Consider the following 19790-nt stretch of genomic DNA (forward strand, 5'->3'; position numbering starts at 1 on the left):
TGCGGCTAAGAAAAGAAGCTGGAGCAGCGGAAAATGCGTTCGTCAGAACGCCCCCGCTGCTCTAGAGGACACCGCCTCCCGTAATCCGGCAGAGGGGGGGGCCGCGGCCGCTGTCTGGGAGGGCAGCGGCCGCATTCTTGACGGGATGACCGGCCGGGATTCAGCCTCGTCCTGTTGCGCGATATACGAACAGATCAAGAATATCGCACAATCGCCATTGCCGCAGACCCTCCCGCGACATAAGGCTTGCCCCATATCGACGCAGGCCGATCCCGACGTTCCGGAGCCATGACATGAGCGAAGCCTTCATCTGCGATTACGTGCGCACCCCGATCGGCCGTTTCGGCGGCGCGCTTTCCTCCGTCCGCGCCGACGACCTCGGCGCCGTGCCACTGAAGGCGCTGATGGAGCGCAATCCCGGCATCGACTGGGAGGCTGTCGACGACGTGATCTATGGCTGCGCCAACCAGGCGGGCGAGGACAACCGCAACGTCGCGCGCATGGCGCTGCTGCTCGCCGGCCTGCCGCAGGCCGTGCCGGGCGCGACCGTCAACCGGCTGTGCGGCTCGGGCATGGACGCGCTGACCATCTGCGCCCGCGCCATCAAGGCCGGCGAGGCCGACCTCCTGATCGCCGGCGGTGTCGAATCGATGAGCCGCGCGCCCTTCGTCATGCCCAAGGCCGACACCGCCTTCTCGCGCAATGCCGAGATCCACGACACAACCATCGGCTGGCGCTTCGTCAACCCGCTGATGAAGAAGCAGTACGGCGTCGATTCCATGCCCGAGACCGGCGAGAACGTCGCGGCCCAGTTCGGCATCAGCCGGGCCGACCAAGACGCGTTCGCCGTGCGCAGCCAGGACAAGGCGGTCGCCGCGCAGGCGAACGGCCGGCTGGCCAGGGAGATCATCGCCGTCACCATCCCCCGGCGCAAGGGCGACCCGGTCGTGGTGGACACCGACGAGCACCCGCGCGCCGGCACCACGGTCGAGGCGCTGGCGAAGCTGCCCACCCCCTTCCGCAAGGAAGGCGGCACGGTGACGGCCGGCAACGCCTCGGGCGTCAACGACGGCGCGGCGGCGCTGATCGTCGCCTCGGAGGCGGCGGTGAAGAAATACGGCCTGACCCCCATCGCCCGCTTCGTCGGCGGCGCAGTCGCCGGCGTCGAGCCGCGCATCATGGGCATCGGCCCGGCCCCGGCGACGCAGAAGCTCGCCGCGCGGCTCGGCATCACGCCGGCCGATTTCGACGTGATCGAGTTGAACGAGGCCTTCGCTGCCCAAGGCATCGCCGTGCTGCGCCAGCTCGGCATCGCCGAGGACGCCGCCCATGTGAACCCGAACGGCGGCGCCATCGCGCTCGGCCATCCGCTCGGCATGTCGGGCGCGCGCATCGCCGGCACGGCGGCGCTGGAGCTCGCCGAGCGCGGCGGAAAGCTGGCGCTGGCGACGATGTGCATCGGCGTCGGCCAGGGCATCGCGGTGGCGCTGGAACGCGCCTGACGCGAGCGCCGGCGGCGGGCCGGTTCCTCCCTGCCGGCGGCGAAAGGCTGCGGCTGCGAACCTGATTTGGTCTTGCCGCCGCGCGCGCCAGTGGCTACATCTCGCCGACGCAAAGGGAGACATGCATGCTCGCGCTTATCCAGACCGTCGTGCTCGCGCTCGATCTCTACTGGTGGATCATCATCGCATCCGCGGTCTTCTCGTGGCTCTACGCGTTCAACGTCGTCAACCCGCGCAACCAGATCGTCAGCACCATCGGCAATTTCCTGTTCCGGATCACCGAGCCGGCGCTGCGGCCGATCCGCCGCATCCTGCCCGATCTCGGCGGCATCGACATTTCGCCGATCATCCTGCTGCTCATCATCTTCTTCCTCCGCCAGTTCCTGATCACCACCGTCGCCCCCGCCATCCTTTGACGGAACACGGCTTCTACCGGCCGCACGGCGCAGGCTTCGACCTCTTCGTGCGGCTGACGCCGAAATCCGCGCGCGACGGCCTTGAAGGCGTCGAGACGGCCGCCGACGGCCGCAGCCATGTGAAGGCGCGCGTGCGCGCCGTGCCGGAGGACGGCAAGGCCAACAAGGCGCTTATCAAGCTGCTTGCGAAGGAACTCGGCGTGCCGGCAAGCCGGATCGCCATCGTCGCCGGCGAGACCGCGCGGCTGAAGACCGTGCGCATCGAGGGCGAGGCGGGGCAGTTGGAGCCGACGTTGCGCGCGCTCGCCTGACGCGCCGCTCTAGCCCCCACGCGCGATCATGTCGGCCGCCTTTTCCGCGATCATCACCACGGGCGAGGCCGTGTTGCCGGAGACGATCTTCGGCATGATCGAGGCGTCGACGACCCTGAGGCCCGCGAGCCCCTTCACCCTCAGCTCGGAATCGACCACGGCGCGCTCGTCCAACCCCATGCGGCAGGTGCCGACGGGGTGGAAGATGGTGGTGGCGATGTCGCCGACCTTGGCGACCAGCGCCTCGTCGCTCTCGTGCTCCGGGCCGGGCAGGATCTCGACGGGCCGGTAGGCGGACAGTGCCTTCGCGGTCATGATCTTGCGCGCCTGCTTGACCGCCTTGACCGCGACGTCGCGGTCGCTCTCAGCCGAAAGGTAGTTCAGCCGGATATCGGGCTGCACCTCGGGCGCGGGCGTCGTCGCATGGGTCGAGCCGACGCTGTCGGGGCGCAGGTTGCACACCGAGACCGTGATCGCCGGGAAGCGGTGCAGCGGGTCGCCCAGCCGGTCGGTCGACAGCGGCTGCACGTGGTATTCGAGGTCCGGCGTCGCCTTGGCCGGGTCGGATTTGGTGAACATGCCGAACTGGGAGGGCGCCATCGACATCGGCCCCTTCTGCATCAGCGCGTACTGGAGCGCGATGCCGGCCTTGCCGTGCAGGCTGTGGACCATGGTGTTGAGCGTCTTCGCCCCGGTCACCTGATAGACGGTGCGGATCTGGAGGTGGTCCTGAAGGTTCTCGCCGACGCCCTCGCTCTCGTGCGCGACCTCGATGCCCAGCTCCTTCAGCACCTCGGGCCGGCCGACGCCGGATAGCTCCATCAGCTTCGGCGAGTTGATCGCGCCGGCGCACAACAGCACCTCGGCGTCCGCCCGCGCCTCGTGCAGCGCCCCGCCTTGCCGGTAGCGCACGCCGACGACGCGCTTTCCCTCGATAACAAGGCTTTCGCTCAGCGCGCGGGTGACGAGCCTGAGGTTCGGCCGCTTCAGCGCCGGCTTGAGGAAGCCCTTGGCCGTGTTCCAGCGGATGCCGCCCTTCTGGTTGACCTCGAAGAAGCCGGAGCCCTCGTTGTCGCCGTCGTTGAAGTCGGCGCGCGGCATGATGCCGAATTCCTTCGCTCCCTCCTGCACGGCAAGCAGGATGTCCCATTTGAGGCGCTGCTTCGCCACCTTCCATTCGCCGCCCGCGCCGTGCAGCGCGGTACTGCCGCCGTGGTGGTCCTCGGATCTGAGGAAATAGGGCAGGACGTCGTCCCAACCCCAGCCGGCATTGCCCATCTGGCGCCAGCCGTCATAGTCGGCCGCCTGGCCGCGCATGTAGATCATGCCGTTGACCGAGGTGCAGCCGCCCAGCACCTTGCCGCGCGGATAGACCAGCGAGCGGCCGTTGAGGCCCGGCTCCTCGGCTGTCTTCATCATCCAGTCGGTGCGCGGATTGCCGATGCAGTAGAGATAGCCGACCGGGATATGCACCCAGTGATAATTGTCCGAGCCGCCGGCCTCGAGCAGCAGCACCCGCGTCGCCGGGTTGCGCGTCAGCCGGTTGGCGAGCACGCAGCCCGCCGTTCCCGCCCCGACGATGATGTAGTCGTAACGTCCCTCGACCCTGACAGGCTCAGCCATCACGGTTCCGCTCCTCCATCGGTTCCATGGCCAGAATGCGCCAGAGCCGGCGGCAATTCCAGTGCCGATATGGTCGCGGCCGGCGATATGGGGAAAGGCTCAGACCGTCTCCCGGCCGCCGGTCTCGCCGGCGCGGAAGATCGCGTCGATCACCCGCTGGTTGAGCACGGATTCCTCCAGCGTGAACACCCGCGCCGTCCCGTCGCCGCGCGCGGCGCGCACGAACGCCTCGACCTGGAGCACATATTGCCTCGCGACCGGAAAGCGGAACGAGGTCGCGCCGGTGTGCGTGCGCGCGTGCAGCGTCACGACCGGGTCGCCATAGGTCACGGCGTTGAACGGGGCGGCGAGCTCTATGAAGCCGTCCTCGCCGTGGAAGACCATGGACTGGCGAAGCGCCATCTGCGTCGAGACGTAGAACATCAGGTCGAAGCCGTCGAACGCGGCCCGCACGGTGGAATAGATGTCGGTGCCGAAGGTGCGGTCGCGCTCGATGCTGGCCTCGACCGCCAGCGGCTCCCTGCCCGTGGCGAACCGCGTCGTCACCACGGGATAGACGCCGATGTCGGGCAGCGCGCCGCCGCCGAGCGCCGGCACGTTGCGCATGTTGGCGGGATCGACATTGTGGTAGGAGAACGCGCCCTGCACATGGCGCAGCCGGCCGATGGCGCCGGCCGCGATCAACTCGCGCACCTTGTGCCACTGCGGATGGTGCACCACCATGAAGGCTTCGCTGACCAGCACGCGGTTGCGCTCGCGCGCCTCGATCACCGCGGCGATCCCGGCGGCATTCAGCGCCAGCGGCTTTTCCACCAGCACATGCTTGCCGGCATCGGCCGCGCGCACCGCCCATTCGGCATGCTGCGAGGTCGGCAGCGGGATGTAGACGCCGTCGATCTCCGGCGAGGCCAGCAGCGCGTCGTAGGAGTCGAAGGCGAGCGGCGCGCCGGCGCGGGCGGCGAGCGCCCTCGCCTTCTCGCCGTCGCGGCTGGCGATGGCGTGGACGGTGCCGTTCTCCGATTGCTGGATCGCCGGGATCAGATGCGCGCGCGCGATCGTCGCCGTCGACAGGATGCCCCACCGGAACATCGGCTTTTCCTCCCTCGGCCCGGGCGTTGCTTCAGGCCCGCGCGATCATAGCACGGTGAAGCCGTGGGCGTAGGGGTCGCGGTCGTCGATGAAGATGGTGTTGAAGCCGGTCTGGCGCGCCCAGCCGCCGATGGAGGGGATGATGGCGTCGCGGTCGCCGACCTTGACCGCCGCCTCGACCCGGCCCCTGAACAGGCTGCCGATGATGCTTTCGTGGATGAATTCGTCGCTGACCTTCAGCCGGCCCTTCGCCGCCCAGTGGGCCATGCGCGCCGAGGTGCCGGTGCCGCAGGGCGAGCGGTCGATGGCCTTCTCGCCGTAGAACACGGCGTTGCGGGCGGTCGCCTCCGGGTGCTTCGGCGCGCCGGTCCACAGGATGTGGCTCAGGCCCCGGATCGCCGGGTTCTCCGGGTGGACGAACTCGTACTTCGCGTTGAGCGCGGCGCGCAGCTTCGGGCTCCACCCGACCAGCTCGCCGGCCGAGAAATCGGCCATGTCGCGGAAGTTCGGCTGCGGCTCGACGATGGCGTAGAAATTGCCGCCATAGGCGACGTCGACCGCGATCTCGCCCAGCCCCTCGACCTCTGCCGTCAGCCCCTCGGAATGCAGGAAGGCGGGCACGTTGGTCAGCCGCACTTCCTCGACGAAGCGGCCTTCCTGCCGGTATTCGGCGACGACGAGGCCGGCCGGCGTGTCGAGCTTGAGCCTGCCGGGCTCCTTCGGCGTCACCAGCCCGTTCTCGATCGCCATGGTGACGGTGCCGATGGTGCCGTGGCCGCACATCGGCAGGCAGCCGGACGTCTCGATGAACAGCACGGCGACGTCGCAGTCGGGCCGCGTCGGCGGGTAGAGGATCGAGCCGGACATCATGTCGTGGCCGCGCGGCTCGAACATCAGGCCGGTGCGGATCCAGTCGTATTCGGCGAGGAAATGCGCGCGCCGCTCGGTCATGGTCGCGCCCTCGAGGCGCGGGCCGCCGCCGGCGACGAGCCGCACCGGATTGCCGCAGGTGTGGCCGTCGATGCATTGAAAGGTATGGTTTGCCATCTCAGACGCTCTTTCAGAAACGCGATGCACGGTAAGGGGTAATGTCGATGGCCGGCGGCCGGTTCTCGACGATGTCGGCGACCAGCTCGGCCGTACCGGCCGACTGGGTGAGCCCGAGATGCCCATGCCCGAAGGCGAGCACCACGGCCGGGTTGTGCGGCGCGGCCGAGATCACCGGCAGGCTGTCGGGCATCGACGGGCGGAACCCCATCCATTGCGTTCCGCCTCCCGTCTTCAGGCCCGGCAGGAAGGCGGCCGCCTTGGTGAGCAGCGCCTCGGCGCGGCCCATGCGCGGCGGAAGATGGAGCCCGCCGAGCTCGACTCCGCCGCCGACGCGGATACCCTCACCGATGCGGCTGACGACGAAGCCGTGGCCGGAGAAGGTGACATGGGTGCGCAGGTCGAACGCGCCCGCGGGAAGCGTCGTGTTGTAGCCGCGCTCGGTCTCAAGCGGCAGGCGCAGGCCGAGCTGACGCGAGAGCCGCCCGGAGAACGCCCCGGCCGCGAGGACGACGCGCTCGAAGCGCCAGTCGCCTTCAGGGCCGGTGATGCGCGCCTCGCTGGGCGAGGCGGCGATGGCGCGGATGTCGGCGCGCTCGATGCGTCCGCCCGCCCGCGTGAATTCCTCGGCCAGCCGCTCCACCCACAGGGCCGGATCGGTGACGTTGACCCAGCCGGGCGTGAAGCCGCCATGGGTGAAGCGTTCGGCGACGCCGGGCTGGATCTCGGCGATCGCGCCGCGGCTTTCCAAGAGCGTGAACTCGACGCCCGCCCCGCGCCGCTCCTCCCACTCGCGCAGGCTACGGCTGAACTCCTTCTCGCCCTCGTAGAGCTGGAGCTGGCCCTCGCGGCGCAGCATGTCCTGGAGCCCGTGCACGGCGACGAGCCGCTCCAGCGCCGCCGCCGAATGCGCCATCAGCGCGCTCTGGGCCGCGACCGCCGCGCGGTAGCGGCCGGGCAGGCTCGCCTGCCAGAACGAGAACAGCCACGGCGCGATGCGCAGCATGTAGGCCGGCGGGATGGTGAGCGGCCCGTTCGGATCGAACAGCCAGAACGGCGCCTTGCGCATGACGCCCGGCGTCGCCAGCGGGATGATTTCGGCGAAGGCGAAGGCGCCGGCATTGCCGCGCGAGGCCCCGGCCGCCACGCCCTCGCGGTCGAAAACCGTGACCTCGTGGCCGCGCTTGGCGAGCGCCAGCGCGGCCGATACGCCGACGACGCCCGCCCCGATCACGCCGATCTTCATGACGCTTCAATCCTGTCTGCGAATGATGCTTTCCTTATAGGTTGCATTCGCTCTGTCGACAAACAAAATATCGAGGCGATATAAGCGGCGACCCGCTCTTTCATGCCTTCGCACGGACGTTTAAGAATGGTGCCTTCCGCCTCCGGCGGCAGAATGTTTCAGGTCACGAACGATGCGGGAGCCGTGAATGGCGAAGCAAGCGAAGAAACGCGACGGCGACAAGGACGAGGCCGCGGGCGGCCATCGCCGCGGCTCCGGCGTCAGCCATGTCTACGAGAAGCTGCGCAACGAGATCGTCGAATTGAAGCTGGAGCCCGGCAGCCCGATCGACGAGCTTCAGCTCGCCGAGCGCTTCTCGCTGTCGCGCACGCCGATCCGCGAGGCGCTGGTGCGGCTGGCGGCCGAGGGGCTGATCACCACCCTGCCCAACCGCGCCACCATCGTCTCCAACATCGATTTCCTCAACCTGCCGCATTTCTTCGACGCGCTGACGCTGATGTACCGCGTCACCACGCGGCTGGCGGCGGCGAACCACCAGGGCGAGGACATCGCCCGCATCCGCGCTGCGCAGGGCGCGTTCACCGACGCGGTCGGGGCGCGCGACGCGCTGGCGATGATCGCCACCAACCGCGATTTCCACCTCGAGATCGCCCGCGCCGGCCGCAACCGTTACTACACCGAGCTGTTCCGCCAGCTGCTCGACGAGGGGCGGCGCATCCTGCGGCTCTATTATTCCTCGTTCCAGGACGTGCTGCCGCCGCAATATGTCGACGAGCACGAGGAGATGATCGCCGCCGTCATCGCCCGCGACGTCGTCGAGGCCGACCGGCTGGCGGGCCTGCACGCCGCGCAGATCGTCCGCCACATCCAGGCCTCGATCACCGCCGACACAGGCGTCAACGCCCAGATCGACATCTGACTTCCGGCACCGGCGAGGCCCCAGCCCGCCGCCCGCCGGCCACCCATCGCCCCTTCGGCCGGTACATGCGGCTTTTTCCGCCCGTCTCGCGTGGATCGTCACAGGACAGTGCGTTGAAAAGATATGGCTTTTTATTTTTTCGACAATATACGCGTTTTCTTGTCGACAAATAAAATACAAGTGGTACTGTAAGACCATTCCGGATGGGAGCGCAGGCTTGAGGGCCGCGCCGTCGCGGGAAGGCCAGCAGGCATCCCAACGATGCAGGAGCACTGGCGGCAGGCAGGGTCGTTTGAAGGAGGATCGCATGAATCTCGACATTTTCTTCGGCTGCATCCCGGCGCTGATGACGCCGTGCAAGGCCGACCGCAGCCCCGATTTCGACGCGCTGGTGCGCAAGGGCAAGGAACTGGTCGCCGCCGGCATGTCGGGCGTCGTCTATTGCGGCTCGATGGGCGACTGGCCCCTCCTGACCGACGCGCAGCGCATGGAAGGCGTCGAGCGCCTGGTCAAGGTGGGCGTTCCGGTCATCGTCGGCACCGGCGCGGTCAACACCGCCTCGGCCGCCGCCCATGCCGCCCATGCCCAGAAGGTCGGCGCAAAGGGCCTGATGGTCATCCCGCGCCTCTTGTCGCGCGGCCAGTCGGTCGCCGCCCAGCGCAACCACTTCAAGGCCATCCTTTCGGCCGCACCCCAGCTTCCGGCCGTGATCTACAACAGCCCCTATTACGGCTACGAGACCAAGGCGGACCTGTTCTTCGCGCTGCGCGCCGACCACAAGAACCTCGTCGGCTTCAAGGAATTCGGCGGCGCCGACGCGCTGACCTACGCGGCCGAGCACATGACCAGCCAGGACGACGTGCTGCTGATGATCGGCGTCGACACCACCGTCGTCCACGGCTTCGTCAATTGCGCCGCGGTCGGCGCCATCACCGGCATCGGCAACGTGCTGCCGAAGGAAATCCTGCACCTGTGCGCCCTGTCGCGCGCGGCTGCCAAGGGCGACGCCGAGGCCCGCTTGCTCGCGGGCGAGCTCTCCGAGGCGCTGAACGTGCTGTCGTCCTACGACGAAGGCCCGGACCTCGTCCTCTACTACAAGTACCTGATGGTGCTGAAGGGCGACGCGGAATACGAGTTGCACTTCAACGCCGACGACGCGCTCTCGCCGAGCCAGCGCGGCTATGCCGAGGCCCAGCTCAAGCTGTTCGACGCCTGGTACGCGGCATGGATCGCCCGCACCGGCGCGGTGCAGAAATACGCCGCCTGACGTAAAGGCGCCCGCGGCGGCAGGTCGCGGGATCGAAACGGAGATGGCGGAAGCCGGCCATGGAGCCGGCTTCCGCCATCTGCTTTTCCGCGCCGCGCGAAGCCGAACGGCGCGCGATCGCCCTTGGCGCGACGAGCCTGAATGCGTAAGATGCGCGCCATGAAGTCCTGTCCGAGTACCCCCTGCATCGCGCTTCCGCGTCTCTGACGCGAGAAGCCTGAGCGCGAGCGGCCCCCGCGCCGCCCGCCTCGTTGGTGTGCGCCTGCCCCGCAGGCGGCAATGGCCGATTCCATCGGCTTCCCATGCAGAGAGCATTCCCATGGACAATTTTTTCGAAAGCCCGTTCCGGGGCATCACGCTCGACCGTCAGGTCACCAACTCCAACATCGTCGTCGGCCGCTACAGCTACTATTCGGGCTATTATCACGGCCACGGCTTCGACGATTGCGCCCGCTTCCTCGTGCCGGACGAAGGCGCCGACAGGCTCATCGTCGGCAGCTTCTGTTCGATCGGCTCGGGCGCGGCGTTCATCATGGCCGGCAACCAGGGGCACCGCGCCGACTGGATCAGCACCTTCCCGTTCTACTGGATGTCCGAGGTCGAGGCGTTCGCCGAGGCGCGCAACGGCTTCGCGCCCGCGGGCGACACCGTGATCGGCAACGACGTCTGGATCGGCTCGGAAGCCATCGTCATGCCCGGCGTCAGGATCGGCGACGGTGCGGTGATCGGCACCCGGGCACTGGTGACGCGCGACGTCGAGCCCTACGCCATCGTCGGCGGCAACCCGGCCCGCACCATCCGCAAGCGGTTCGACGACGAGCGCGTGCGGCTGCTCATCGAGATGAGGTGGTGGGACTGGCCGGACGAGCAGCTCGCCGCCGCGATGAAGGTGCTGACCAGCGGCGACGTCGAGGCCCTGCACCGCCACTGGCTGGAGAAGGTCCGGCCGGAGGGGCTTTCCGCCAGCTAGAGTATCCATTCCGGGAGGAGCGCGATCTTCGACCGCCTGCGCTGCCCCTCATCCGCCCTTCGGGCACCTTCTCCCCGTAAACGGGGAGAAGGAATGCCGGCCACACCGCCTCATCCCCTTTGCCACGCTTGCGATTGGCGAAAGCAAGGACGGCAGTTCTCTTCTCCCCATTTACGGGGAGAAGGTGGCGGCAGCCGGATGAGGGGCCAGCGTCGTCGGCACCGATGGTGCACATACGGTGCGACACGCGATAGAGCAGGCGGAGTACGGCCTACAGCGTCTGCACCGCGTCCAGCCCCTTGTCGCGCAGGCGCTCCATCAGCGCCATCTCCTCGGCGGTGAGCGTGATGCCCTCCGCCGCGGCCTTCGCGCGGGCGGTGAAGCGGCGCTGCGAGGGCAGGCGCGCGCCCTGCCCGGCGACCGCCTCGAACAGCGCCTCCGCCTTGGCGAAGGGATCGGCCCGGCCGGCCGCGAACCGCTCGGGGCAGAAGGCGAGGATCAGCTCGCCGTGATGCGGCGCGAGCGTCGTCGTGCCGAGCCAGTCGAGCGCCTCGGTGCTGGTCAGGTCGCCGATCATCGCGCCGGCCAGCAGCTCGATCATGGTCGAGATCGCCGAGCCCTTGTGGCCGCCGAAGGGCAGCATCGCGCCGGCCAGCGCCTCGGCCGGGTCGGTCGTCGGCTGGCCGGCGGCATCGACGGCCCAGCCCTCCGGCATCGCCTTGCCGGCGCGGCGATAGAGCTCGATCTCGCCGCGCGCCGCGACGCTGGTCGCGAAGTCGAACACGTAAGGGGTCGTGCCCGGGCGCGGCCAGCCGAAGGCAATGGGGTTGGTGCCGAGCAGCGGCCTGGTGCCGCCGGCCGGCGCGACCGTCGCATAGGACGGGCACATGGCGAGCGCCGCAACGCCCATGCCGGTCAGCGTCTCGACCTCGGGCCACAGGGCCGAGAAATGCGTGCAGCGGTTGATGACCAGCGCAGCAATGCCGAGCTTCTTCGCCCGCGCCGCGACCAGCGGCGCGCCCGCCTCGAAGGCCGGGCCGGAAAAGCCGTTCATCGCGTCGACGCGGATGATGCCGGACGCGCCGTCGTCCTCGACCTCCGGCACCGCATCCGGCACCACCTTGCCGGCCTTGACCGTGCGCAGGCAGCCCTCGACGCGATAGACGCCGTGCGACTTGCAGGCGTCGCGCTCGCCGGCCGCGATCGTCGCCGCCAGCGAGGCGGCGGCAAGCGGGGAAAAGCCCGCCTTGAGAAAAATCTCCCCGATCAGCTCCGTCAGCGCCTCGAAGGTCAATGTGGTCGTGCCCGTCATGTCCTCTCCCTTATCGCCCGTCGTGCCGCTGGTGGCGGATCGCGGGGGTTGAAATATTGCATACGTTCTGTATGCAAGATTGAAAAACTATTGCAAGCCCGTGCCGCCGATCAGGCCGGCCCGTGTTCCCTCCCTCCACTCCGACCGGAGAATCCAGCCATGATCTTCACGCCGCACGGCAAGCACCTTATCGCAGGCGAATGGGTCGCGGGTAGCGCAACCTTCCGTTCGCAGCCGGCCTCCGGCGAAGCGCACGACTTTTCCGTCGGCACGGCGGAGCATGTCGCGGCCGCGGCCGAGGCCGCAGCGCGGGCCTTCCCCGTCTACGGCAACAAGAGCCGCGCCGAGCGCGCCGCCTTCCTCGAGGCCATCGCCGACGAGATCGAGGCGCGGGCCGCGGCGATCACGCAGATCGGCACTGAGGAGACCGGCCTGCCGGCGGCGCGGCTGGAGGGTGAGCGCGGGCGCACCACCGGACAGCTTCGCCTGTTCGCCGCGCACATCCTGGCCGGCGATTATCTCGACCGGCGCGTCGACAAGGCGCTGCCGGAGCGCAAGCCGCTGCCGCGCCCGGAAATCCGGCTGGTCCAGCGTCCGGTCGGCCCGGTCGCGGTGTTCGGCGCCTCGAACTTCCCCCTCGCCTTCTCCACCGCCGGCGGCGATACCGCCTCGGCGCTGGCCGCCGGCTGCCCGGTCGTGGTCAAGGGCCATCCCGCCCATCCCGGCACCGGCGAGATCGTCGCCGAGGCGATCAGGGCGGCGATCGAAAAGACCGGCATGCCCGCCGGCACCTTCTCGCTGATCCAGAGCGACGGTCGCGCCGCCGGCGAGGCGCTGGTCAGGCACCCGGCGATCAAGGCGGTGGGCTTCACCGGCTCGCTCGCGGCGGGCCGGGCGCTGTTCGACCTGTGCGCTGCGCGGCCGGAGCCGATTCCGTTCTTCGGCGAGCTCGGCAGCGTCAACCCCGTCTTCCTGCTGCCGCAGGCGCTCGCCGCCCGCGCCGACGAGATCGGCAAGGGCTGGGCCGGCTCGCTGACCATGGGCTGCGGCCAGTTCTGCACCAATCCGGGCGTCATCATCGTCACCGACGGCGAGGACGCCGACCGCTTCGTCGCCGCGGCCAGGGAAGCGCTCGCCGCCGTCGGGCCGCAGACCATGCTGACGGACGGCATCGCCGACGCCTTCCGGCGCGGCAAGGCGTTGTTTTCCGGCCATGACGGCGTCGGGGCGATCCACGAGGCGGACGCGCAAGGCCGGGCCGCCGCGCCCAACATCTACGAGACGACCGCCACCGCCTTCATGGCCGACCGCGCGCTCGGCCACGAGGTGTTCGGGCCGCTCGGCGTCGTCGTCCGCGTCGGCAAAGCCGAGGACATGGTGGCGCTGGCAGAGAGCTTCGAGGGCCAGCTGACCGCGACGCTGCATCTCGACGAGGGCGACACCGCGCTCGGCCGGGCGCTGATGCCGGTTCTGGAGCGCAAGGCCGGCCGGGTGCTGGCCAATGGCTGGCCCACCGGCGTCGAGGTCTGCGACGCCATGGTGCATGGCGGCCCCTACCCCGCCTCGACCAATTTCGGCGCCACCTCGGTCGGCACCATGGCGATCCGCCGCTTCCTGCGCCCGGTCAGCTACCAGAACATCCCGGCCGCGCTGCTGCCGGCCGATTGCGATTGATCGCTTAATCCCGGCGCGCCAGCGCCGTCTCGGCGAGCCTGACCCAGTAGGAGATGCCGTAGGGGATCAGTTCGTCGTTGAAGTCGTAGGCCGGGCTGTGCAGCCCGGCCGTCTCGCCGTTGCCGGCGAAGATGAAGGCGCCCGGCCGCGCGTTGAGCATGTAGGAAAAATCCTCGCCGCCCATCACCGGCAGCACCGCCGGGTCGACATTGGCCGCGCCCGCCACCGCGCCCGCGACCCCGGCGGCGAACTCCGCCTCCTGCGGGTGGTTGCGGGTGACGGGGTAGTTCACGTCGATGACGAGATCGACGCCGACGCCGCTCGCCGCCGCGATGCCGTCGCAGATCGCCTTCATGCGGGAAAAGACGAGCTCGGCCACCTCGTCGCGCAGGGTCCGCACCGTGCCGGCGAGCTTCGCCGTCTGCGGGATGACGTTGTAGGCGTCGCCGGCGTGAAACTTCGTCACCGAGACCACGGCCGAATCGATGGGATCGACGGTGCGCGAGACGATGGTCTGCAGCGCCAGCACGATCTGGCTCGCCGCCGCGACCGGATCGAGCGTGGTGTGCGGCATCGCCGCGTGGCCGCCCTTGCCCTCGACAGCGATGCTGAATTCGGCCGTCGCCGCCATGATCGGCCCCGGCCGGATGGCGAACCGGCCGACCGGCAGGCCCGGCATGTTGTGCATGCCGAAGACGCTGGAGATGCCGAACCGCTCCATCATCCCCTCGTCGACCATCGCCTTGCCGCCGGCGCCGCCCTCCTCGGCCGGCTGGAAGATGACGGCGACGGAGCCGGCGAACTGCCGCGTCTCGGCAAGATACTTCGTCGCGCCGAGCAGCATCGCGGTGTGGCCGTCATGGCCGCAGGCATGCATCTTCCCCGCCGTCTTCGAGGCCCAGGGCTTGCCGGTGGCCTCGGTGAGCGGCAGCGCGTCCATGTCGGCACGCAGGCCGACCGTCGCGCCCTCGCCCAGCGCGCCGCGGATGATGCCGACGACGCCGGTGCGGCCGATGCCGGTCGCCACCTCGTCGCAGCCGAATTCCCGCAGCTTCTCCGCGACGAAGGCCGCCGTCTCGTGCACCTCGTAGAGGATCTCCGGCATGGCATGGAGGTGACGCCGCCAGCCGGTCACTTCATCGTGAAGCTCGGCGGCGCGGTTCAGGATCGGCATGGCGGGATTTCCTTGATTCTCGGCCCGACGCCCGGCGGGCTTGGGCTTTGCCATTCTGGCGACACATAGGCTAGATAGCTGCGCAACGAGCAGCACGGGTCGCCGACCATAAAGACCCCGGCACGATTGCGGCAAGAGGCGAATACGGACGAAGCCATGCGCATGACGATTTCCGCACGCATTCTCCCGGCAGCCGGACTGGCGTTCGCGCTGGCCGCGGCCGTGCCGGCCGGGGCAGGACCGGCCGTGCTGGTCGACCTCGGCACCGGCAAGGTGCTGGAAGAGGAGGACGCCTTCGCGCCCTGGTATCCGGCCTCGCTGACCAAGCTGATGACGACCTTCGTGCTGTTCCGCGCCATCAAGGCCGGCGAGATCACGCTTCAATCGCCGGTGCGCATCTCGGAGCGCGCGGCCAAGGAACCGCCGAGCAAGATGGGCTACAAGCCCGGCTCGGTGCTGACCGTCGACAACGCCATCAAGATCCTGATGGTCAAGTCCGCCAACGACGTCGCCACCGCCGTCGCCGAAAGCCTGACCGGCTCGCGCGCCGAGTTCGCCAAGCGCATGAACGCCGAGGCCGCCCGCCTCGGCATGAGCGGCAGCCACTTCTTCAACCCGCATGGCTGGCATGCCGACGAGCAGACGGTCACCGCGCGCGACCTCGCCATCCTGGCGATGGCGATGCGCAACGAGTTCCCCGAATACCGGCACTATTATTCCATCGAGGCGATCGTCTCCGGCAAGACGCTGATGGAGAACCACAACGACCTCATCCTGCGCTTCCAGGGCGCAGACGGCATGAAGACCGGCTACACCTGCCCCTCCGGCTTCAACCTGATCGCCACGGCGACGCGCGGCGGGCGCAGCCTGCTCGCGGTGGTGCTCGGCGAATCGTCGGTCGAGGCGCGCGCCGACAAGGCGGCCAACATGCTGGCGCGGGGCTTCGGCCTGCCGGGCGACGACGCGCCCTATCTCGGCCAGCTGCGGCCGAGCGGCAAGGAGCCGGCATCGGCCGTCAACCTGCGGCCCGTCATCTGCACGTCCGAGCACTGGAAGGCCGTGACCGAGGCGCGCGGGCCGGAAGGGAAGCCGGTCTACACCTCGCCGCATCTGTCGAAGGAGCCGCTGCGCGAGCCGCAGGTGATCGCCGTCGCGCTCGGCGGCGCCACCGGGCCGAAGCCGGACGTGCCGGAATATGCCGACGTGCCGACCCCGACGCCGCGCCCCGACTACACCCCCGAAGCCATGGCGCAGGGCGGCTGAGGCGATGGAGATCGACTGGCCCGTCGCCGTCTCGGTCGTCACCGGCTTCCTCGGCGCCGGCAAGACGACGCTGCTCAACCAGCTCCTGAAGGACCCGGCGCTCGCCAACACCGCCGTCATCATCAACGAGTTCGGCGAGGTCTCCATCGACCACCTGCTGGTCGAGAAGGCGAGCGACGGCGTGATCGAGCTGTCGGACGGGTGCCTGTGCTGCACGGTGCGGGGCGAGTTGGTCGACACGCTGGCCGACCTGATAGAGCGGATGCAGACCGGCCGTATCGCGCCGCTCGAGCGCATCGTCATCGAAACGACCGGGCTGGCCGATCCCGTGCCGGTGCTGCAATCGGTGATGGCCCATCCGGTGCTGATGCAGGCGCTCCGGCTCGACGGCGTCGTCTGCGTCGTCGACGCCGTCAACGGCGCGGCGACGCTCGACGCCCACGAGGAAGCCGTGCGCCAGGTTGCGGTCGCCGACCGACTGGTCCTGACCAAGACCGGGCTTGCCGCGCCGGGCGAGCTCCCCGGCCTGCGCGAGCGGCTGCGCCGCCTCAACCCCGCCGCGCCGATCATCGACGCCGAGGACCGTGCGCCCGCCGCGACGCTGGTGAATTGCGGGCTGTACGCCCCCGAGACAAAGACGGCGGACGTGCGCCGCTGGCTGGGCGAGACGGAGCACGCCCACCATCACCACATCCATGGCGACCACGACCATGATGATCACCACCATCACCACCACGACCACCGCATCGCCACGGTTTCGCTGACCTATGACCGGCCGATGCCGTTTGCGGCGGTCGAGGCGTTCCTCGACCTGTTGCGCGCCACGCAGGGCGAGAAACTGCTGCGCATGAAAGGCATCATCGAGCTGGCCGAGGACCCGGAGCGGCCGCTGGTCATCCATGGCGTGCAGAAGCTTCTGCACTCTCCGGTGCAGCTTCCGGCATGGCCGGCCGGCGCGCGCGGGACCCGCATCGTGCTGATCACCTGCGACATGCCGGACGACTACGCCGCCCGGCTCTTCGCCGCCTTCATGGACGAGCCGGCCCCCGACACGCCCGACCGCGCCGCGCTTCAGGACAACCCGCTGGCGATCGCCGGGTTCAGGGGTTAGCCGGCAGGACGTCTGCACCGCAGGCGCTGCCCCTCACCTGCCTGCCGGCATCCTCTCCCCGTGAACGGGGAGAGGAGGACCTGCCGCAACGCCGCCGCTTCTTCCTTCTCCCCGTTCACGGGGAGAAGGTGGCCCGAAGGGCCGGATGAGGGGCAGCGCCAAGCGAGCAGAAGATAAGAATCGCTATCTGGCGGCCGCTGGCGTCACCCGCGCTCGATCAGGAAGCGATGGCCGCCGGCCGTCGCCTCGCTGGAAACCAGCCTGTGGCCGTCCTCGGTGCAGAAGGCGGGAATGTCGATGACGGCGAGCGGATCGGTGGTCTCGACCCATAGAAGCCCGCCCGGCCGCATGCCGGCCAGTCGCTTGCGAGCGCGCAGCACCGGCAACGGGCAGTTGAGCCCCTTGAGATCGTAGACGTCCGCCTCGCTACTCACCGGGGAGGCTAGCCGCCGAACATGCCGAGGAGGCGCTTGCGCACGCTGGGCTGCGGCGCGGCCTCGGGCGCCGCCTGCGCGGCTTCCTGCGCCTGCGGCTCCGGCGCGGCGGGCGACGGCGTCGGCACGCTCGCGGTCGTCGTCGGCATCGGCTGCGCGGCGGCGGGCGCTGCCCGCTCGGCGGCGAGGATCTGCGGCCGGTCGAGCGTCGGCGGCTCGCGAGTCACCTTCTCGCCGCGGGCACGGCGGCGCGACCAGTCGGCGACGAGGCTCGCCTCCTTGATGCCGGCGATGGAGGGCGACGGCGTCGACGCCTTGCCCTGCCCGGCCAGCGCCGCGGAGAACGCGCTGTCATAGCTCGACTGGTAGCTGCGATAGGCGACCTCGAGGCTGGCCGGCTGGGTCGTCACCGGGCAGGCGGCGGTTGCCTGGAAGGTCCGGCCCGCCTCGGGCATGCGGTTGAAGACGTAGCGCTTCTCGCACACGTCCACCTTCGGCGGCACCTTGGTGATCTCGAAGTGGTCGTAGCCTTCCTTCAGCATCTTCCAGAACTCGTAGTTCGGGTCGTCCTTGTAGCGCGCCATGTTGGCGGCGGTCATGCGGAAGGGGAAGGCCTGGATCTGGAACTCGGTCTGCCCGCCCCTGAAGGCATCGCGGGCGAAGGCGTAGATCTGCTCGACCTGCTCGTCGGTCATCGAGTAGCAGCCGGCCGAGGAGCACGCGCCATGCACCATCAGGTGCTGGCCGCTGCGGCCATGGGCGCGGTCGTAGACGTTGGGGAAGCCGATGTTGAAGGACAGGTGATAGCTCGACTTCGGGTTCATCTGGTGCGGGCGCACCATGTAGAAGCCTTCGGGAGCCTGCCGGTCGCCCTCGGTGAATTTCGGCCCCAGCCTGCCCGACCATTTGCAGATGTCGTAGGAGGCGGCGAGGTCGTAGCGGCCGTTGTCCTTCTGCTTCCAGACCTCGAGCTTGCTCTCTTCCTTGAAGATGCGGACCATGATCGGCGAGGTCGTGGTCATGCCCTTGGCGCGCATCGACTGCACCAGCTCCTGCGGGAGCTGCTTGTTCGCCTTGGCCGACGAAACGTCGCTCAAGGTTGCTTCGGTGCATCCGGCAAGGACGCCGGCGAGGCCGATTGCCGCGGCGAGGATGCCGGCGCGCGCGAAGCCCGTTTTTGTGAGACCCGTTTTCATGTGCGTGCGGATCGTGCCTTCATCATGGATCCGGGGCCGTCCGTCCCCGAAACGATATTGCCCCTGAACCCGACCATGGCGGGTTAACCTTGAAATTCCCTTACCGCAATCTTTACCAATCGGCGCTCACACGAAAGTCATCGATTGCAGAAGCCATTGAGCGGATGCGCGCGGCAAATTTGTGGCAGGACGATGGCTGCCGGCAGGGCTTGTCCCTTTGTTTTCCCGCAACTCCGGACGGAAAACCGCTTCACGCTTTTCCTGGAATTGCTCTAAAGGCCCCGGCCCATGGCGAGGAATTTCTCGCGGCGGTGCTCGCGATAATCCGTCGGCGTCTGGCGCAGCTCGGCGAAGCCCTTGGCGATCTGCTCGCCGGTGGCGTCGATGATGGCTTCCCGCCCCCGGTGCGCGCCGCCGAGCGGCTCGGCGATGATCGCGTCGATGATCCTGAGCTCGAGCAGGTCCTGCGCCGTGATCTTCATCGAGGTCGCCGCGTCCTTCGAGCGCGTCGTGTCGCGCCACAGGATCGAGGCCGCGCCCTCGGGCGAGATCACCGAATAGATCGAGTGCTCCAGCATGTAGACCCGGTTGGCGACGGCGATGGCGATGGCCCCGCCGGAGCCGCCCTCGCCGATGACCACGGAGATGTTCGGCACCTTCAAGCCGAGGCAGGCTTCGGTCGAGCGGGCGATGGCCTCGGCCTGGCCGCGCTCCTCCGCGCCGATGCCGGGATAGGCGCCGGCCGTGTCGACGAGGCTGACGACGGGAATGCCGAAGCGGTCGGCGAGTTCCATCACCCGCACCGCCTTGCGGTAGCCCTCCGGCCGGGCGCTGCCGAAATTGTGCTTGAGGCGCGTGCTCGTGTCGTTGCCCTTCTCGAGCCCGAGCACCGCCACCGGCTCGCCGCGGAACCGGGCAAAGCCGGCCACCAGCGCCTCGTCCTCGGCGAAGGCGCGGTCGCCGGCCAGCGGCGTGAACTCGGTGAATAGCGCGCGCACGTAATCGAGGCAGTGCGGCCGGTCGGGATGGCGCGCCACCTGCACCTTCTGCCATGGCGTCAACTGGCGGTAGATGTCGCGCAGGGCCTCCTGCGAGCGCTTCTCCAGCCGGGCGATCTCGTCGCCGACATCGACGGCCTCGCCACTGTCCGGGAGCTTCTTCAGCTCCAGGATCTTGCCTTCGAGGTCTGCGACCGGCTTTTCGAAATCGAGATAGTTGAACATCCGCCGTGATGGT

18 protein-coding genes are annotated in these 19790 nt (G+C 68.9%); 9 read left to right on the forward strand and 9 right to left on the reverse strand.

Going from position 1 to position 19790, the window contains the following annotated elements; translation table 11 throughout:
- Positions 1–293: 293 nt before the first annotated feature.
- From pcaF to M9945_RS20465, 3 genes are all read left to right on the forward strand, one after another.
- Complete coding sequence (gene pcaF / locus M9945_RS20455) at positions 294–1502, forward strand: 3-oxoadipyl-CoA thiolase (RefSeq protein ID WP_367946003.1); 1209 nt, start codon at positions 294–296, stop codon at positions 1500–1502.
- A gap of 125 nt (positions 1503–1627) precedes the next feature.
- Complete coding sequence (locus M9945_RS20460; protein ID WP_367928681.1) at positions 1628–1918, forward strand: YggT family protein; 291 nt, start codon at positions 1628–1630, stop codon at positions 1916–1918.
- The gene (locus tag M9945_RS20465; protein ID WP_367946004.1) at positions 1915–2229 is read left to right on the forward strand and encodes a DUF167 family protein; all 315 of its coding nucleotides are present in this window, start codon (positions 1915–1917) and stop codon (positions 2227–2229) included. Before M9945_RS20460 ends, M9945_RS20465 begins: the two co-directional genes overlap by 4 nt.
- A 9-nt stretch (positions 2230–2238) precedes the next feature.
- Here M9945_RS20465 and M9945_RS20470 read toward each other — a convergent pair whose 3' ends face one another.
- From M9945_RS20470 to M9945_RS20485, 4 genes are all read right to left on the reverse strand, one after another.
- Positions 2239–3852 (reverse strand): GMC family oxidoreductase, encoded by a 1614-nt coding sequence (locus M9945_RS20470; RefSeq protein ID WP_367946005.1) that lies wholly within the window; start codon positions 3850–3852, stop codon positions 2239–2241.
- A 99-nt stretch (positions 3853–3951) separates the two neighbouring features.
- Positions 3952–4941 (reverse strand): Gfo/Idh/MocA family protein, encoded by a 990-nt coding sequence (locus M9945_RS20475; RefSeq protein ID WP_367946006.1) that lies wholly within the window; start codon positions 4939–4941, stop codon positions 3952–3954.
- 45 nt (positions 4942–4986) lie between these two features.
- The gene (locus M9945_RS20480; protein WP_367946007.1) at positions 4987–5988 is read right to left on the reverse strand and encodes a 4-hydroxyproline epimerase; all 1002 of its coding nucleotides are present in this window, start codon (positions 5986–5988) and stop codon (positions 4987–4989) included.
- A 13-nt stretch (positions 5989–6001) separates the two neighbouring features.
- On the reverse strand, positions 6002–7234 hold the full coding sequence (locus M9945_RS20485) for an NAD(P)/FAD-dependent oxidoreductase (protein ID WP_367946008.1): 1233 nt from the start codon (positions 7232–7234) through the stop codon (positions 6002–6004).
- A gap of 187 nt (positions 7235–7421) precedes the next feature.
- Here M9945_RS20485 and M9945_RS20490 point away from each other — a divergent pair, with 187 nt between their 5' ends.
- From M9945_RS20490 to catB, 3 genes are all read left to right on the forward strand, one after another.
- Positions 7422–8153 carry a GntR family transcriptional regulator gene (locus tag M9945_RS20490; RefSeq protein ID WP_367946009.1) on the forward strand — a complete coding sequence of 244 codons (732 nt, stop codon included), beginning with the start codon at positions 7422–7424 and terminating at the stop codon, positions 8151–8153.
- 307 nt (positions 8154–8460) lie between these two features.
- Positions 8461–9420 carry a dihydrodipicolinate synthase family protein gene (locus M9945_RS20495; RefSeq protein ID WP_367946010.1) on the forward strand — a complete coding sequence of 320 codons (960 nt, stop codon included), beginning with the start codon at positions 8461–8463 and terminating at the stop codon, positions 9418–9420.
- Between the two features lie 319 nt (positions 9421–9739).
- The gene (gene catB / locus M9945_RS20500; RefSeq protein WP_367946011.1) at positions 9740–10390 is read left to right on the forward strand and encodes a type B chloramphenicol O-acetyltransferase; all 651 of its coding nucleotides are present in this window, start codon (positions 9740–9742) and stop codon (positions 10388–10390) included.
- Positions 10391–10661: 271 nt separating this feature from the next.
- Here the strand turns inward: catB and M9945_RS20505 are convergent, their stop codons facing one another.
- On the reverse strand, positions 10662–11702 hold the full coding sequence (locus M9945_RS20505) for an Ldh family oxidoreductase (protein WP_367946012.1): 1041 nt from the start codon (positions 11700–11702) through the stop codon (positions 10662–10664).
- A gap of 159 nt (positions 11703–11861) precedes the next feature.
- Here M9945_RS20505 and M9945_RS20510 point away from each other — a divergent pair, with 159 nt between their 5' ends.
- A complete protein-coding gene (locus M9945_RS20510; protein ID WP_367946013.1) occupies positions 11862–13376 on the forward strand; it encodes an aldehyde dehydrogenase (NADP(+)) in 1515 nt (504 codons plus the stop codon).
- A gap of 4 nt (positions 13377–13380) precedes the next feature.
- Here the strand turns inward: M9945_RS20510 and M9945_RS20515 are convergent, their stop codons facing one another.
- A complete protein-coding gene (locus M9945_RS20515; protein ID WP_367946014.1) occupies positions 13381–14550 on the reverse strand; it encodes a M20 aminoacylase family protein in 1170 nt (389 codons plus the stop codon).
- A gap of 162 nt (positions 14551–14712) precedes the next feature.
- Between M9945_RS20515 and M9945_RS20520 the strand changes: the two genes are divergently transcribed.
- Positions 14713–15813 (forward strand): D-alanyl-D-alanine carboxypeptidase family protein, encoded by a 1101-nt coding sequence (locus M9945_RS20520; RefSeq protein WP_367946015.1) that lies wholly within the window; start codon positions 14713–14715, stop codon positions 15811–15813.
- Between the two features lie 4 nt (positions 15814–15817).
- Positions 15818–16924 carry a GTP-binding protein gene (locus tag M9945_RS20525; RefSeq protein WP_367946016.1) on the forward strand — a complete coding sequence of 369 codons (1107 nt, stop codon included), beginning with the start codon at positions 15818–15820 and terminating at the stop codon, positions 16922–16924.
- A gap of 203 nt (positions 16925–17127) precedes the next feature.
- On the opposite strand, the gene M9945_RS20530 is transcribed toward M9945_RS20525, so the two are convergent.
- The 3 genes from M9945_RS20530 to M9945_RS20540 all read right to left on the reverse strand — a co-directional run bounded on the left by M9945_RS20530 (position 17128) and on the right by M9945_RS20540 (position 19777).
- Positions 17128–17358, reverse strand: a complete 231-nt coding sequence (locus M9945_RS20530; protein ID WP_367946017.1) for a sulfurtransferase TusA family protein — start codon at positions 17356–17358, stop codon at positions 17128–17130.
- An 8-nt stretch (positions 17359–17366) separates the two neighbouring features.
- Entirely contained in the window at positions 17367–18554 is a 1188-nt protein-coding gene (locus M9945_RS20535; protein ID WP_367946018.1) for a L,D-transpeptidase family protein, read from the reverse strand.
- Positions 18555–18826: 272 nt separating this feature from the next.
- Positions 18827–19777: an acetyl-CoA carboxylase carboxyltransferase subunit alpha gene (locus tag M9945_RS20540; RefSeq protein WP_367928665.1), complete on the reverse strand. Its 951-nt coding sequence runs from the start codon at positions 19775–19777 to the stop codon at positions 18827–18829.
- Between the last annotated feature and the right edge of the window lie 13 nt (positions 19778–19790).

Source organism: Aquamicrobium sp., from assembly GCF_023954335.1.
Taxonomy (GTDB): domain Bacteria; phylum Pseudomonadota; class Alphaproteobacteria; order Rhizobiales; family Rhizobiaceae; genus Aerobium.

Excerpts from the sequence above, each read along its gene's own strand:
- M9945_RS20490 (WP_367946009.1), top strand. The coding sequence starts at position 7,422 with ATGGCGAAGCAAGCGAAGAAACGCGACGGCGACAAGGACGAGGCCGCG.
- M9945_RS20520 (WP_367946015.1), top strand. The coding sequence starts at position 14,713 with ATGACGATTTCCGCACGCATTCTCCCGGCAGCCGGACTGGCGTTCGCG.
- M9945_RS20485 (WP_367946008.1), bottom strand. The coding sequence starts at position 7,234 with ATGAAGATCGGCGTGATCGGGGCGGGCGTCGTCGGCGTATCGGCCGCG.
- M9945_RS20480 (WP_367946007.1), bottom strand. The coding sequence starts at position 5,988 with ATGGCAAACCATACCTTTCAATGCATCGACGGCCACACCTGCGGCAAT.
- M9945_RS20515 (WP_367946014.1), bottom strand. The coding sequence starts at position 14,550 with ATGCCGATCCTGAACCGCGCCGCCGAGCTTCACGATGAAGTGACCGGC.
- M9945_RS20505 (WP_367946012.1), bottom strand. The coding sequence starts at position 11,702 with ATGACGGGCACGACCACATTGACCTTCGAGGCGCTGACGGAGCTGATC.
- pcaF (WP_367946003.1), top strand. The coding sequence starts at position 294 with ATGAGCGAAGCCTTCATCTGCGATTACGTGCGCACCCCGATCGGCCGT.
- M9945_RS20540 (WP_367928665.1), bottom strand. The coding sequence starts at position 19,777 with ATGTTCAACTATCTCGATTTCGAAAAGCCGGTCGCAGACCTCGAAGGC.
- M9945_RS20525 (WP_367946016.1), top strand. The coding sequence starts at position 15,818 with ATGGAGATCGACTGGCCCGTCGCCGTCTCGGTCGTCACCGGCTTCCTC.
- M9945_RS20460 (WP_367928681.1), top strand. The coding sequence starts at position 1,628 with ATGCTCGCGCTTATCCAGACCGTCGTGCTCGCGCTCGATCTCTACTGG.
- M9945_RS20535 (WP_367946018.1), bottom strand. The coding sequence starts at position 18,554 with ATGAAAACGGGTCTCACAAAAACGGGCTTCGCGCGCGCCGGCATCCTC.
- catB (WP_367946011.1), top strand. The coding sequence starts at position 9,740 with ATGGACAATTTTTTCGAAAGCCCGTTCCGGGGCATCACGCTCGACCGT.
- M9945_RS20495 (WP_367946010.1), top strand. The coding sequence starts at position 8,461 with ATGAATCTCGACATTTTCTTCGGCTGCATCCCGGCGCTGATGACGCCG.
- M9945_RS20475 (WP_367946006.1), bottom strand. The coding sequence starts at position 4,941 with ATGTTCCGGTGGGGCATCCTGTCGACGGCGACGATCGCGCGCGCGCAT.
- M9945_RS20510 (WP_367946013.1), top strand. The coding sequence starts at position 11,862 with ATGATCTTCACGCCGCACGGCAAGCACCTTATCGCAGGCGAATGGGTC.
- M9945_RS20470 (WP_367946005.1), bottom strand. The coding sequence starts at position 3,852 with ATGGCTGAGCCTGTCAGGGTCGAGGGACGTTACGACTACATCATCGTC.